General features: G+C 31.6%; 14 protein-coding genes. 10 read left to right on the top strand and 4 right to left on the bottom strand.

Annotated elements, in window-relative coordinates; translation table 11 throughout:
• The first annotated feature begins 209 nt into the window (after positions 1 to 209).
• The 6 genes from ACQKMD_RS00070 to ACQKMD_RS00045 all read left to right on the top strand — a co-directional run bounded on the left by ACQKMD_RS00070 (position 210) and on the right by ACQKMD_RS00045 (position 6,027).
• On the top strand, positions 210 to 566 hold the full coding sequence (locus ACQKMD_RS00070; protein ID WP_427749277.1) for a YxeA family protein: 357 nt from the start codon (positions 210 to 212) through the stop codon (positions 564 to 566).
• Between the two features lie 41 nt (positions 567 to 607).
• A complete protein-coding gene (locus ACQKMD_RS00065; RefSeq protein ID WP_427748438.1) occupies positions 608 to 1,369 on the top strand; it encodes an ABC transporter ATP-binding protein in 762 nt (253 codons plus the stop codon).
• A 15-nt stretch (positions 1,370 to 1,384) separates the two neighbouring features.
• Complete coding sequence (locus ACQKMD_RS00060; RefSeq protein ID WP_427748437.1) at positions 1,385 to 3,238, top strand: FtsX-like permease family protein; 1,854 nt, start codon at positions 1,385 to 1,387, stop codon at positions 3,236 to 3,238.
• Between the two features lie 382 nt (positions 3,239 to 3,620).
• Positions 3,621 to 4,973 carry an ABC transporter permease gene (locus ACQKMD_RS00055; protein ID WP_427748436.1) on the top strand — a complete coding sequence of 451 codons (1,353 nt, stop codon included), beginning with the start codon at positions 3,621 to 3,623 and terminating at the stop codon, positions 4,971 to 4,973.
• Positions 4,974 to 4,984: 11 nt separating this feature from the next.
• Positions 4,985 to 5,665 (top strand): ABC transporter ATP-binding protein, encoded by a 681-nt coding sequence (locus ACQKMD_RS00050; protein WP_427748435.1) that lies wholly within the window; start codon positions 4,985 to 4,987, stop codon positions 5,663 to 5,665.
• A 110-nt stretch (positions 5,666 to 5,775) separates the two neighbouring features.
• Positions 5,776 to 6,027 carry a hypothetical protein gene (locus ACQKMD_RS00045; RefSeq protein ID WP_427749276.1) on the top strand — a complete coding sequence of 84 codons (252 nt, stop codon included), beginning with the start codon at positions 5,776 to 5,778 and terminating at the stop codon, positions 6,025 to 6,027.
• Between the two features lie 327 nt (positions 6,028 to 6,354).
• Here the strand turns inward: ACQKMD_RS00045 and ACQKMD_RS00040 are convergent, their stop codons facing one another.
• Positions 6,355 to 6,669, bottom strand: coding sequence for a DMT family transporter (locus tag ACQKMD_RS00040; RefSeq protein ID WP_427748434.1), 315 nt, complete (start codon positions 6,667 to 6,669; stop codon positions 6,355 to 6,357).
• Entirely contained in the window at positions 6,669 to 7,010 is a 342-nt protein-coding gene (locus tag ACQKMD_RS00035) for a DMT family transporter (protein ID WP_427748433.1), read from the bottom strand. The genes ACQKMD_RS00040 and ACQKMD_RS00035 overlap by 1 nt, the downstream gene beginning before the upstream one ends.
• A gap of 722 nt (positions 7,011 to 7,732) precedes the next feature.
• On the opposite strand from ACQKMD_RS00035, the gene ACQKMD_RS00030 reads away from it, so the two are divergent.
• From ACQKMD_RS00030 to ACQKMD_RS00015, 4 genes are all read left to right on the top strand, one after another.
• On the top strand, positions 7,733 to 8,659 hold the full coding sequence (locus tag ACQKMD_RS00030; RefSeq protein WP_427748432.1) for an MBL fold metallo-hydrolase: 927 nt from the start codon (positions 7,733 to 7,735) through the stop codon (positions 8,657 to 8,659).
• A 216-nt stretch (positions 8,660 to 8,875) separates the two neighbouring features.
• Positions 8,876 to 9,637: a GNAT family N-acetyltransferase gene (locus ACQKMD_RS00025; protein ID WP_427748431.1), complete on the top strand. Its 762-nt coding sequence runs from the start codon at positions 8,876 to 8,878 to the stop codon at positions 9,635 to 9,637.
• Positions 9,638 to 9,821: 184 nt separating this feature from the next.
• Positions 9,822 to 10,721, top strand: coding sequence for a phosphotransferase enzyme family protein (locus ACQKMD_RS00020; RefSeq protein ID WP_427748430.1), 900 nt, complete (start codon positions 9,822 to 9,824; stop codon positions 10,719 to 10,721).
• Positions 10,722 to 11,216: 495 nt separating this feature from the next.
• Positions 11,217 to 11,900 carry a class I SAM-dependent methyltransferase gene (locus ACQKMD_RS00015; protein ID WP_427748429.1) on the top strand — a complete coding sequence of 228 codons (684 nt, stop codon included), beginning with the start codon at positions 11,217 to 11,219 and terminating at the stop codon, positions 11,898 to 11,900.
• A gap of 261 nt (positions 11,901 to 12,161) precedes the next feature.
• Here ACQKMD_RS00015 and ACQKMD_RS00010 read toward each other — a convergent pair whose 3' ends face one another.
• Both ACQKMD_RS00010 and ACQKMD_RS00005 read right to left on the bottom strand, forming a co-directional pair.
• Positions 12,162 to 13,118 (bottom strand): hypothetical protein, encoded by a 957-nt coding sequence (locus tag ACQKMD_RS00010; protein ID WP_427748428.1) that lies wholly within the window; start codon positions 13,116 to 13,118, stop codon positions 12,162 to 12,164.
• A 63-nt stretch (positions 13,119 to 13,181) separates the two neighbouring features.
• Positions 13,182 to 13,730 (bottom strand): hypothetical protein, encoded by a 549-nt coding sequence (locus ACQKMD_RS00005; protein WP_427748427.1) that lies wholly within the window; start codon positions 13,728 to 13,730, stop codon positions 13,182 to 13,184.
• Positions 13,731 to 14,228 lie beyond the last annotated feature (498 nt).

Below are 14,228 nucleotides of genomic sequence, written 5' to 3'. Positions count from 1 at the left end.
TTTTTATTAGATGGAAAAATTATTGAATGATTAAAGTTTAAAGCTTTTGTTAAGAAAAAGTTAAGAAACCCCCTCAGTATTTATTAAGAAACACTCTCTATACTTTGAAATGTGTTAGAAAGCATATTCATTCTCATTAAAATCCTAAAGAATGAATGAGATGACATCTAATTAAATAGGAAAAAGAAAGGCGGAAAAGATAGATGAAAATGAAAAAAGCATGGATTGCAATATCAGGATTAGTTGTGGGAGCAGGGTTATTAACTTATATGGGAGGAGAAACAATAGATAGATTTAATCCGTTAGTGAAAGAAAAATATGTGTACGTTCTTACAAAAGGGGAAGCAAAACCTGATCCTAAACACGATGGTAAGAGATATTTTTACATGTTAAACGGAGTTGATAAATCAGGTAATGAAAATACCATTAAAGTAGGGCTTTCTGGTAAGGATGGTTATCCAGATTCTTATTTAAAGGTTCATGTAAAAGGAGAGTATGTTTACGGATTTGAGAAAGTGCAAGAGAAAGAAGTTCCCGAAAAAACAAAAGAAAAATTAAAAAAATAAACAATGAAATATTTAAATTAAGAAAAAAGCAGGAGGATATTATGAACAACTCAGTTGTAAATGTAAAAAATATTCAAAAAGTATATGGTAAAAAAGGTGAAAATCAATCACACGCTTTAAGAGACATTTCTTTCTCGATTCAGGAAGGAGAATTTGTTGGAATTATGGGACCGTCTGGCTCAGGAAAAACAACATTATTAAATGTAATTTCAACATTAGATACCGCAACGGGCGGCGTTGTTGAAATCACTGGAATCGATATCACTAAAATGAAACAAGGAGAACTTTCAGATTTTCGATCTCAAAAATTAGGATTCATCTTCCAAGATTTTAATTTACTAGAGAATTTATCTATTTATGAAAACATTGCACTTCCACTTTCACTTCAAGGCGTCCCATCACGTAAGATTGATCCAAAAGTAAAAAGAGTAGCAAATATGTTAGGAATTTCAGAAATACTTCAAAAATATCCATCAGAAGTATCGGGTGGACAAAAACAACGCTCAGCAGCAGCGCGTGCATTAGTACATGAGCCAGCAATTATTTTAGGAGACGAGCCAACAGGGGCACTTGATTCAAAAAATGCAACAAGTCTTTTAGAAGCAATGAAAAATTTAAATGAAAAACAAGATGTTTCGATTATGATGGTAACGCATGATCCATACAGTGCAAGTTATTGCCAGCGCATTTTGTTCATTCAAGATGGTGAGTTATATAAAGAACTTCATCGCAAGGGTACGCGTGAATCGTTTTATAAGGAAATTTTAGATATACTTGCGGATTTAGGTACACAAAAAGGATAAGAAAGGACATACACCATGATATTTAAACTTTCTATGTCAGGACTAAAAAGTAAGCTAAAAGATTATATTGTCTTACTAGTTGGTCTTGTTATGTCAATTTCAATTTTTTACATGTTTCAAACACTAGCATTAAATAAAGCATTTGTTGAAGCAAATACTACTATTCAGTCAATTGGACCTGTTTTTCAAACAGGTTCAGCTCTATTAGCAATCATTACATTCTTCTATGTTCTATATGCAAATTCATTTTTGATGTCTCTTCGCCAAAAAGAATTTGGGATGTATATGATGTTAGGTGCAAAAAAACATAAGGTTACATTACTTATGTTTCTGGAAACAATTATTATTGGGGCAGTATCCTTAGTAATTGGAATTACAGTAGGGATAGGGCTTTCACAAGGTATTGGTAAACTCCTTATGAAGCAATTGGACTTTACTGCGAGTGGTTATCAAGCGTTTTATTTACCATCGATGTCAGTTACTTGTATGTTCTTCTTGGTATTATTTGTGCTATCTGCCATTATGAATAGTGTGAAATTATCACGAATTTCTGTTCTGCAACTTGTACATGCAGATGCTTCAGCAGAACGTACAATTATTAAAGGTAAGTGGACTGGGATTGTTTCATTTTTAGCCATTATTTTACTAGGAATTGGATATACTTCCATGATTTATATGAATAAGTTAAAAGAGCAGGGTCCTATGATTGCGATGCTTACAACTACAGCGGGAACGTATATGTTATTTACTTCTGTCCTTCCTCTTATTATTAAAAAATTAAAGAGTAATAAAAAGCGTAGTGAGAAAGGTCTTAATGCTTTTACATTTGCTCAATTAAACTTTCGTATTAATAGTTTAACAAAAGTACTCGCAACAGTAGCAATGTTAGTAGCACTTGGTGCGGGGGCAATTTCAGGTGGGATGGCTTTCAAAAATAACGTAATTAAATCGACTGATCAACTTGAAATATACGATACAGTCATTCATAATCCAACAGAAGAAGAAAAGAACATTTTAGATGGTATTACATTTAAAGAAAAGAATGAATATCATTATAAAGTAGATGATAAATATGTTTACTACTTGAAAGAAAATCTAGAGAAAAACCGTCCACTTGTGCAAGCTGGAATAGAAAAAAAGGATAGAGGGAAAGTAAAACGAGTTTCTGAAAATCTTCCTGTAGGAGCAATTTCAAAATATGGTGAGGAGAATAAGGAGAATACAAATATTATCCCAGAAGAGTGGGATAACGCTTTACGCTCTCTTCAACCAACCTATTTAAATTACAATGAAAAAGTAATAAAAATAGTAGATCAAAAAATGTACGATAAAATTCAAGAAAAAGAAAACATCGTTGTAATTGGAAAAACTGATGATTTTATAAAATATTTAGACAAATGGAAAAAAATTGACGAGTTGCAGCTAGTTAAATATAAAAATGTCACAGCTGAAGATATCTTCAGTAAATATCAAATATATAATGGGGTTTATGCTAGTGCCAGTGGAGCAGTATTTATGGGATTCTTCTTAGGTATTGCTTTCCTTGCGATGATGGCAAGTTGCTTAATGTTTAAGATTCTCTCCGGTGCTTCAAAAGATATTGTACGTTATGAAATGCTTCGTAAAATTGGGGTCCGTCAAGAACTATTAGCAAAATCTATTTATAAAGAGTTATTTTTAGTATTTTTATTCCCAGGGATAGTAGGAATGATTCATGTGTTATTGGGTATGAAGATTTTTGGTTTCATCTTAATTGACCCATATTTCCGTATTTGGTTACCAATCTTGATTTTCGTAGTTATCTATTCAATCTATTACTTTATTACAGTTCAATTATATAAAGGAATTGTTCTTCCTGAAAAAAAGTAGTAAGAATGTGATATTTTATTGTATATGCTTGATATTTAAGTAGGGATATCTATTATTTATTAGCAGTATAGTTAGCTTTCTTTTAGTTAACAAGGTAGCTAAGTTAAATCCAATTAATATTTACAATATGAATAAGAGGGTAGGAGAACATAATTTAATTTATGTTCTCTTTCTTTTTATTGGAATCCACTTTGCACCTGCCAGCATAGATGCTCCTTTTACCCCTATTAGTATGTCCAAGTCTAAGAGATTACTTGCAATTATCCTGAAGTTTTTGCACCAGAACTTCAGATAAACTCACATATCTCCAAGAAAACTCCTGAATATCTACATAGAAACTCCAGATTGCTACTTTAATATGGAATCCTGGAGGTTAGAAAACATGAATTTTATCAAACGATCATTTTTAAGTTTAAAATCAAGAAGGGGAAAGTCACTTATATTACTTGCTATCTTTCTAGTTGTAATTAATTTGGTATTAGCTGGATTTACGATTCAAAGTGCATCCAGTAAAGCAACTGATTTAGCCAGAAAACAATTAGGAGCTGATATCAACCTAAAAATCGATATAAATAAGTATTTAGAAGAACAAAACAGTAATCAAAATGCTAATGGTGAAGGAAAGGTACCTAGTATCGAAGAAAAAGAAGCTGATAAATTAAAGAACTCTAAGTATTTAGATCACTATAATTATCTAAAAAGTGCTAATGTTGAGTTGAAAGAGCTTCATTATGTCGAACAACCTGGAGGAAGTGAATCATTTGGCCCGAATAATAATTTAAATTTCACTTTACAGGGTGTTAGAGATTTTTCTTCATTAGAAGTTGCTCAAGACAAAAAAATAAAACTTGTTGAAGGAGAGGGAATTACGCCAAAAACAGTAGGGAAAAACGTTGCTATGATTGAAAAAAAACTAGCTAAAAAAAACAATTTAAAAGTGGGTGATAAACTACAGTTAGGTGAAGTAATGAATGAGGAACTTACCACGAAAGAGCTAGAAATTATAGGTATATATGAGTCTAAAGAAGAGGCCAAATCTTTTGGAGGACATTCTTTTGCTTTATTAGAGCCTGCTAATCAAATATATGTACCGTATTCTGTTATGAATTCATTGGAAAATGCAATCTATTCATTAAAGGACCCTAAGGATATTGATGCATTTAAAGAGGAAGTAAAAAAAACTGGGTTACCAGCGTACTATGAATTAGATGCACAAGATAACGTTTATAAACAGATGATTGGTCCAATCGAAAATATTGCATCTTTTTCGAAAACGATTGTAATTATGGTGTCTATTGCAGGTGCAACGATTTTAGGATTAATAATTATGCTCTCTATTAAGGAACGTAGAAAAGAAATGGGAATTTTGTTATCTATAGGCGAGAAAAAGTGGAAGTTAATGGGTCAATTACTAGTTGAGGTATTATGTATTGCTGTATTAGCATTTGCTTTATCTTTAGCAATAGGAGAGAAAGTTTCTCAAAAAATCGGTGATAATTTGTTATCTAGTGAAATAGAAAAGAATGAGGATAAACCGGAAGATCCTACAGCAAAATTCAGTGGTAACTTTGCCCCAGAAGTCGATCCTGTAGATAAGCTTGATATAAGTATTTCAACTGAAGATTTAGGAAAAGTAGGGGGGATTGGATTATTAATCGCTATGCTGGCAACGATTCTTCCAGCATTATCAATTCTTCGTTTAAATCCGAAACAGATTTTATTAAAAGACGAATAAGGAGAATTCATATGGAGACAATTTTACAGTTTAAAAATATCAATTATCATTATGAAAGTAATAATAAGAGAACTAAAATCTTACAAAATGTGAATTTTTCTTTTCAAACTGGAACTTTTTACACGATTTTAGGGCCATCAGGTTCAGGGAAAACTACAACTCTTAGCTTAGCGAGCGGATTGGATTCCCCAAAAAGTGGATATGTTTTATACAAAGGAAAGGATATAAGTGAAATAGGTCTTGATTCCTATCGAAATCAGTGCGTATCCATTATCTTTCAATCTTATAATCTTATTAACTATATGACTGCACTTCAAAATGTTATAACAGCAATGGAAATAACAGGAGTCGATGTAAAAGATAAAAAGACAAGAGCATTGGATCTACTAAAAAAAGTAGGATTAACAGAAATAGAAGCAAAAAGAAACGTACTACAACTCAGTGGTGGTCAACAACAACGTGTCGCAATTGCTCGTGCATTATCTTCTAATGTAAATCTGTTAATTGCAGATGAACCGACTGGAAACTTAGATCAAGGAACGTCCATGGAAATTATTGAGTTGTTTAAAGAGTTAGCACATAAAGAAAATAAATGTATTATTGTTGTAACTCATTCACAAGATGTAGCCAAACAGTCAGATAAAGCTGTTTATCTTCAAAAACAGAATTTAGTTATACAAAATGTTTCTTGAAAAATGAATATGTTTACTTTAGAGGAAATAAAGAATGGCATGACTTCAAAGTAACTGTAAGTTCAATTTATACACTTTTTGATGCTACACCTAAGAGAGGAATGAAGAGAATGAGAGGAACATGGATGAAATTATGTGTTTGCAGCAGCCTAGTTATAATTGGTATTTTAATAGGATATGATGTTATTACTCAAGAAAACATAAGTGAATCCGACCAAGAACAAGTAAATAATTTCCAAGATGGGATAGACTCAAATCAAAGACAACCCTCGTCTATTGAGGGTGGGAATGCAGGATACGGTACTACTAAAGAATATTCCGATGAAAACGAAGTGGAATCTAAATCCCCTGGAAGAAATTAATAAAATATAACTTCTTAAAATAAGTCAACAACCGGTTCCTTAACGTACAGGGAACCGGTTAAAATGTGTCCGAATTGTGTCGAAATGTAAAATTTTGTTTTTTGATATGGTGAACCCTAAGTTGAAAGACGTTATAAAAAATGACACAATTTGCGATTAGATGATTGTATTTTATAATTTTCCGTTGTCTTTCCCGGGTCTATTTTATATAACTATGTTTCGATAAGCATTAGCATAAAAGAGTACATTTTGATTAATCTTCTTTCAAAATGTATTCCTTTTTTTGCAAACAAATTATCTTTTTCATATTATAATCTAAAAACTCTTTTATGAGACGAGTTTTAGACCTATTGCAGCACCTAAGACCATACCTATAAAAACGATTCTTCTCCAATCTTTTGATTCACCATATAAAAGCATACCTAAAATTGCCCCACCAGATGCACCAATTCCTGTCCAAATTGCATAAGCTGTACCCATGGGAAGTGTTTTCATTGAATAAGCAAGAAATACAAAACTTGCCCCAAACCCGAGAGTTAGAAATAGTACAGATTGCCAATTACGGTCTTTATGCAACTTAGTTATCATTAAAACACCAAACATTTCAAATAAACCTGCAGCAAGCAAAGAAATCCACGCCATTAAGATTCAACTCCTTCTTTATCGCTGTCTTTCGTAACTAACTTCAAACCAACTACTCCTCCTAATAAAACTAAAATTAAAATAACTTTTGCTACTTTAAATGGTTCACCAAAAAATACGATGTCGGAAAAAACTGTTCCGGCTGTACCTAGTCCTACAAAAACCGCATAGACTGTTCCAACGGGTAGTTTTTTACCAGCCATAATCATTAAATAAAAACTAACAATAATAGCAATAACTGTTCCAGTCCAAGTCCAAAAATTATCTGCATATTTTAATCCAATAACCCAAAAAACTTCGAAAAAAGCAGCGACTACTACTTTAACCCAGTTTGTATTCATTCAAATAACACCTCCGATTTTATTCTTTCCCATAAAAACAAAAAAAACCAAGAGATAACTGTTGAAAAACAGTTTCTCCCAGGCTTTTATCGTTCCGTGACACAGCATAGCTATGAGTTTTCTCTCGTACCACACCAACATTGACAGTTGCGGAACCCTAGAAAACATTTAAGGTATGATAATTATCTTGAATTATATACATTTTTAAATCTTAGTCATTATTAGAATAGTCTATCTTCTTCAACTAATGGGGTGCTTCGTATTATAAGGTTAACCAGTTTTTACTGGTTCTTATTTTTATAGGATTTAATATATCAGTAGCCAGGGTAGGACGTACGGGTGCGTGGGACAATAATCCCGTCAGCTAAACTGTCCACTCCCTACTTGTAGAAACATGTTTGAGGCTGGTTGTGACATAGATCTCGTATAACAAGCGAAGCTATGATACTACATGGAGGAATAGGGGTACTGGTGAATGAGCGGTCAGAGGAGGAAGCAAAATGAATCCCAGATTCAAATGCTTCCCATGCTTTTGACAGTAGCAATATAATTACTTCCTAAAAAGTTATTATTAAAGGGATTATTGCCAACTCTATCGAAATATAGACATATTGATATTTTACTAACGGAGCAGGTTGTTGAAGAAGAACCTGATAGAATGTTGAATTTGATTGTACGGAAAGTTATACCAATAAAAATAGAAAAAAGGAGAGGAGAAAAGGATGGGGGAATTATTTAGTAAACATTTTACACTTGAGAAAATCAGTCAAAATGTCTATGCAGCAATCGCTAAGGAAGGTAGTGGTGCAGTAGCTAATGCAGGTTTTGTTGACTTAGGAGATAAATCAATTGTATTTGATACTTTTAACACACAACAGGCATCAGAGGATTTAAACAATATTGCTGAAAGAATAACAAATCAACCAGTAACATGGGTTATTAATAGTCATTGGCATGGTGACCATATACGAGGTAACCAAACATTTAAGGAAAGTAAAATTATATCTAGTGAAGTTACATATTCAAAAATGAAAGAGAATCATCCTTCAAGGATTAGTAAGCAAAAAAACGATATACAAGGATTATCAAATTATATTGAATCATTACAAGACTCATTAAACAAAAATAATGACAGCAAATTAAAAGACCAGATAAACTTCTTAAGTGAGTTAGAAAAGTCATTACCGACTTTAGAGCTGGTATTACCGAACCAATCTTTCAAAAGGGAACTGACATTCATTGGAACAAAATTTAGTGCAAAACTTTTTTCCTTAGGTGGAGGACATTCTTATTGTGATGCGATTTTATATATCCCGGAAGAAAAAGTGATATTTACGGGTGATTTATTATTTGTCAATTGTCATCCAACATTTTTCGAAGAATCTAATCCTGATAAATGGGTTGAGATTTTGAGAAAGGTTGAACTTTTAAATTTTGACGTGGCGATTGCAGGACATGGTCCAGTAGGGACAAAGGAGGACTTTTCTAAACTGATTAATTATATAAATAAGTTAAATAATGTAGTAAGAGAAAAGGATAACATAGAAGGTATTGAAATACCTTCTATGTACAGCTATTGGAGTTCACCTGAGGTTTATCATCAAAATTTAAAAGTTCTTCGTGAATCACTAAGTAGGTTACCTAATTAATTTCTACGTACATTAAGGTAGAATGTTTATTCAAGTAAACCAGCTAATAGAAACGCATTTCTTATTACATTAACAGGGGCTTTAGTAGAAGATCTTTGATTCAGACGGCTCTTTTTCTTATTCAACTAAAGGGGCAAGTTAGTGGTAGAAGGAAATAATAAAGGAGAAATAATAGAACAAATAGAAATAGTTATATAGAGAAAAGGAGGGATTTCCTTGGAAGATTTTCAAATGATTGAGCTAGATACCGAAATTCTCGAAGGAATGGGGAGTTTTTGTCTCAGAAGTAAAAAAAAATCACTAGGATACATAAACAAAAATAAGTGGCTAAACGAAAGTTTCGAGAAAGGTTTAAAGTATATTCAATTAATAGAAAATAAAAAACAAGTAGGTTTTATTGAATATACTGACGCTGAGTTTTCTTCTAGGGTGGTCCACGCTAATAATTATTTGGTAATCCATTGTCTATGGGTAAGTCAAACTGGAAAAGGATACGGAACTAAACTGATTAATAAATGCCTGCAAAATGCAAAAAGCCAGTCTAAGCGAGGTGTAGTAGTGGTTACAAATCCTGAAACTTCTTGGACACCAAGTAAGGATATCTTTTTAAAGAATCAATTTAAATTGGTAGATACAGCACCATTTAATTTTGAACTACTTGTTTATCAGTTTGAAAATAGTACCTTACTTCCTTATTTTTCTACTAATTGGGATGAAAGAATTAATAAATTCGAAAACCTTACTATAATACGCTCTTTTCAATGTCCTTACGTAGAAGTCGCAACTGAAAATATAATTGTGGGTGCAAATGAATTGGGGTTAGATGTCAAAATTATTGATTTAAAAAGCAGAGAAGAACTAATAGAGTTATCCCCAACACCTTATGGAATATTTTCAGTCGTTTTCAAGGGGAAACTTATCTCATTTCACAGATTAACCGTCCATTCGGTAATGAAAAAGTTGAAAGAGCTTATGTAAATATGAGATTGTGAAGGATTGTACCTAAACTAACTGGTGCTTTAGAAGAAGATCTTTGAGCTGTTTAGACGGCTCTTTTTTTATTCAACTAACGGTGCAGATTAGTTGAATAAGGAATGCAAATATGAAGATGTTTTTTGAGAAAAGTGTTCATGAAAGTAGAGTATTACGGAGGTAAATAAGTATGGAAGAAAATCGTATTAGACTAGACGGGGGATTTCATAACGATGTGTTTCATATCAAGAATGAAGGAAAAGTAGTAAGAATATCTGATGTTAGGAAAACAAAGAAAATGGTTTTGCAAGAAATAGAGTGGATGAATTTCTTATATGAAGAAGGAGTCGCTGTCTCGAAGCCTGAAATGACTTTAGAGAGTGAAGAGGAACGGGTCAGAGCGTATTTTGAATTTATTAAAGGTGACCATATTGACGTTACAAACCTATTTCACTGGAATGTAAAAATGTTTGAACAATTCGGGAGGATTTTGGGAAGAATGCATGCCTTATCCAAAAAATTTAAGGTTGATGTAATTCATCGACCTGTGTGGACAGTTGAAAATCCCGATGTATTTGGTATTAGAGGAAATTTAAGTCCATGGATAAGAGAGAATTACGACAAAACGATGCACAATCTATTTCCATATGAAATTACACCAGAAACATTTGGGCTAATCCATAATGATTTCCACCAAGGTAACCTAATTATCAATAATGAAGGTACTTTAACTACGATTGACTTTGATGAATGTTCATATAATTGGTACGCCCAAGATGTTGCTGTAGTCTTCTATCACGCCTATTGGCAACATAATTCCTACAATGGCTATGTAGATACATTCCCTCAGACGTTTATGAGCCATCTATTTGCTGGATATAAAGAAGAGAATTTGCTACATAAGGATTTAATTAAACAAATACCTGTTTTCTTGAAGTTGAGGGAGATTTTTCTATATCAATTGTTTAGAGACAAGTGGGATATGAATAATATGGAAGATTGGCAAAAGTATACCCTGTATGAATTAGAGGAAAAAATCAAGAACAAAATCCCATATGCAGGGATTAGTGATTTTTCTATCTATCTGTAAAGGGTACCAAACCAAACTTATATTGGTGAATTTAAATATGTGTTGTATTTCTTGTTAAACTAACGGTGCTTTAGTAGAAAATCATTGAGTTGTTTAGACAGTTCTTTTATCTTCTTCAACTAAAGGAGAAGGTTAGTTTAAGAAGATGAAACCAATTTATCGTTCATTCGTAATTTTATTAAGAACATCAGAAAAACTGCGATTCAATCATATGAGATTTTCAAATGAAACATTTTATGAAAGTAACAGAATGCCCTAAATTGGTGGAAAAGAATTGGGGAAAGGTAAGTGTAGTGGATATGGGTCAATGTTCCCGGTTAATAAGATGAACTTTGTTGGGGTAGTTGTTGAATACATTATTTGAATTTTTAACTAACGATGCAGAATAGTTAAAAAAGAATAATATTACTAATTAATAGTGGAAAAATGAAATAAATTAAAAAATTAGGTATGTTATTGATTGGTAGAATTATCATTAAATTGGGAGTGTAGGGTTTGAATAATTATTGGAACAAATTTATATATAAAATTGGATCTCCATTTTATGATAAGTTTTTTAATTCGGGTAACTTCTTAATTGCTCGAAAAAAAGTATTCCAAACAATATCATTCGATAGCAAACAAAAAATTTTGATTGTTGGTGTAGGGACGGGTGCTGATTTAGACTTAATCAATTCCTCTGACTTAGATATAACTGCAATTGATTATTCACCTGATATGCTGGGAAAGGCAAAAACAAAGTTCAAGGACTCTAAGATTAAATTTTTAGAAATGGATGCACAAAATATGGTTTTTGGAGACGAATCCTTCGACTATGTAGTAGCAAGTCTAATACTTTCAGTTGTACCAGATGCTAATAAATGTTTTCAAGAAATCTCAAGAGTTTTAAAGTACGAAGGAAAAATTATTATTTTTGATAAATTTACTCCTAAAAATAAAAAGCTGTCATTACCAAAAGTACTTTTAAGACCAATTATTAGGGTATTAGGAACTGATATTGGCCGAAGTTTTGAAGAATTAATTCCAAAAAATAATAAATGTATGAAGGTAGAAGAAGATACACCAATTATGATGAATGGAATGTATAGGAAGATAATAATCGCTAAAATTCATTGTGTTCTTCAACTAACAGGGAGCGTTGATTCAAGAGAAACAGATACGTCTTTAGGCTGGGTTTAATTGAAAAGAGCCAAGCTCATTTTTTTTATTTTCATTGCTGAATGAATATAGGATATAATTTTATAGTCCTATGATTTGTAGATAAAGTAGGAACTTAAAATTAATTGAAAGTTTTATTGGAGGATTATTATGAATTACAAAATCAGTAACAAACAAGTATTTGAACAGGCACAGCTACGTCCGGTTTCAGACGTTCAATTCACTGAAGAAGAATTACAAACTAACTTTCTTGGGTCAGATCATTTCTATAGGTGCTTATATCTATTCAATAAATATTCGATTACTAGATACTATACCAGCATCAACAAAAGGATTATCTGGTGTAAGATCTTTAAAAGGAGTAGGTAGAAATAAGCTAACTATAATGTTCTTATCTTTATTTAATTGTTTTTTATTCATTGTTGTTATTACTGAAACTTCTTGACCTGGATTCAATTTATCATATATATACGGTGTTTTATTGCTTACATTTATCTGTTCCCAATTTAGTAGAGACACTATGTAGAAATCAACATCACGGTCCCATTGATTCCCGTAAACTAAATTATATTTAAAATTAGAATTTTTTTGAATTAGTTTCCCTTTGTATTTATTGTTATCTTCACCTAAAAAAACTCCAGAAATAGCTTCATTATTGGAAATTTTATTGTTAGTTCTTATTAATTTGTTCTTGGTTGGAATCTCATTAATGTTCTTTAGAACATTAACTCTAATACTAAATACCTGTGAATATGCCCGTGATTGTTCCAAATTTGTGATTTTTTTATTAGGACTTCTTAATATTAAATAACTTATTGAATGGAAACCATCCGATAGACCTTTTATATCTACATTAATTTCTTTATATGCGTCTTTTTTTGTTTTAAAAATATAATACCTTTTCGATTTACCATCTATAGAGAAGTTTATTTGTTTAGCATGATCAAAAATTAGAAGAACAAATTCTTCTTCTTTTGATGTTTTATTACCTAATATTATCTTTTTTTTGAAGTTGTTTTCTTTATTTTTTAATTTGAATGTTCTTTCTTTTACTATTTTATTATTATTATAGAATCCTAAACTAAAACCTTCTCCGCCGGAATTTGCTATAGGAAGTTCTTGTTTTGAATAGTCTTTATTATCTCCTTTATTCAGGCTTGATGCTTCTAAAGTTTGGCATCCTATATTAAAAAACAAACTAGTAATTATAAGACAAAATAACAGTAATCTTTTACACAAATTACCCCTCCTAAAAAATTATTAAGAAGCATAAAGGTTTTACCCAATATGCTTCTTGTAATTTTAAGACCATTTATCTGTCGCTTCAGTACTAGGATACCAACTATTGTATCCTGTATGCTCGAACGAATGACTTGATGTATTCCTGTATTTACCAGGTGGCAAAATGACGTTAGCTTTACTTGCAGTTGCCGCTACATAACCTGAATTTGTATTACTAGCTGATTTAGTAGCCATTACAGTACCACCACTAGTTAGAGTTGTTGAAACACCAATTTTATCTATAGAATAGTATGAACTTTTAGATTTACTTGTATATGAACTAGAAGTACCTGTTCCATTCATAGTAACCGTAATATTTGGTAACGCATATGATCGACTGATTCTAGATGATACATTCCAATATGGTGCTTTACTTGTTTTTCCCCATTTTTCAACACTTACGGATATTGGGGCTCCGATAGAATCATAATCTGTTGTTTCTAATACTTGATCACCAAATCTGTCAGTATACGAGGAAGATGTTGAAGCTGATGCATCTGTTACGAAACTTGAACTTGCTAAGATACCTAAAACTGCTAATGTTGAGGCTAATTTGCTTTGAAATTTCATAAATTCCCAAATCCTATTTTATTATTATTTGGTACAATTTGATTGTAATTGTTAATTATATACATTTCAACTATATTTTTAATATTTACAGAATTTACAATGATATTTTAAATTATATATTGGATTTCAATTACTTTCTGAATTTTTCCAAACCAAATAAGCAAAGAACCAGTGGGCTATTTTTATATTTTCTATTCATAAGACAATGGTTCCGTTGATATATTGAGATTAGTAAAAAGTTGGAGGGAGTTTGAGGATGGCGAATTTAACAAAACAAAAAATTGATTATAACTGGTTGTTAAAGTAATGCACTGAATACATCAGTATACTTTATAAAATGTGCAACATTATAACAAGATATTTTAAAGTTGAACTAATTTTTGTATTAGTTCAGCTTTATTTGGGGACTGTCAATAGTTTTGTGTAAATGACAATCCAACCTTTTCTTGTAGATTATCACTTTTAGATTTTTAAGTGTTTTTGTTCGAAGGAATGATT

Source organism: Viridibacillus sp. NPDC096237 (genome assembly GCF_050278625.1).
Classification (GTDB): domain Bacteria; phylum Bacillota; class Bacilli; order Bacillales_A; family Planococcaceae; genus Viridibacillus.
The sequence above is the reverse complement of the archived record's forward strand: the minus strand, read 5'-3'. Positions and strand labels throughout refer to the sequence as shown.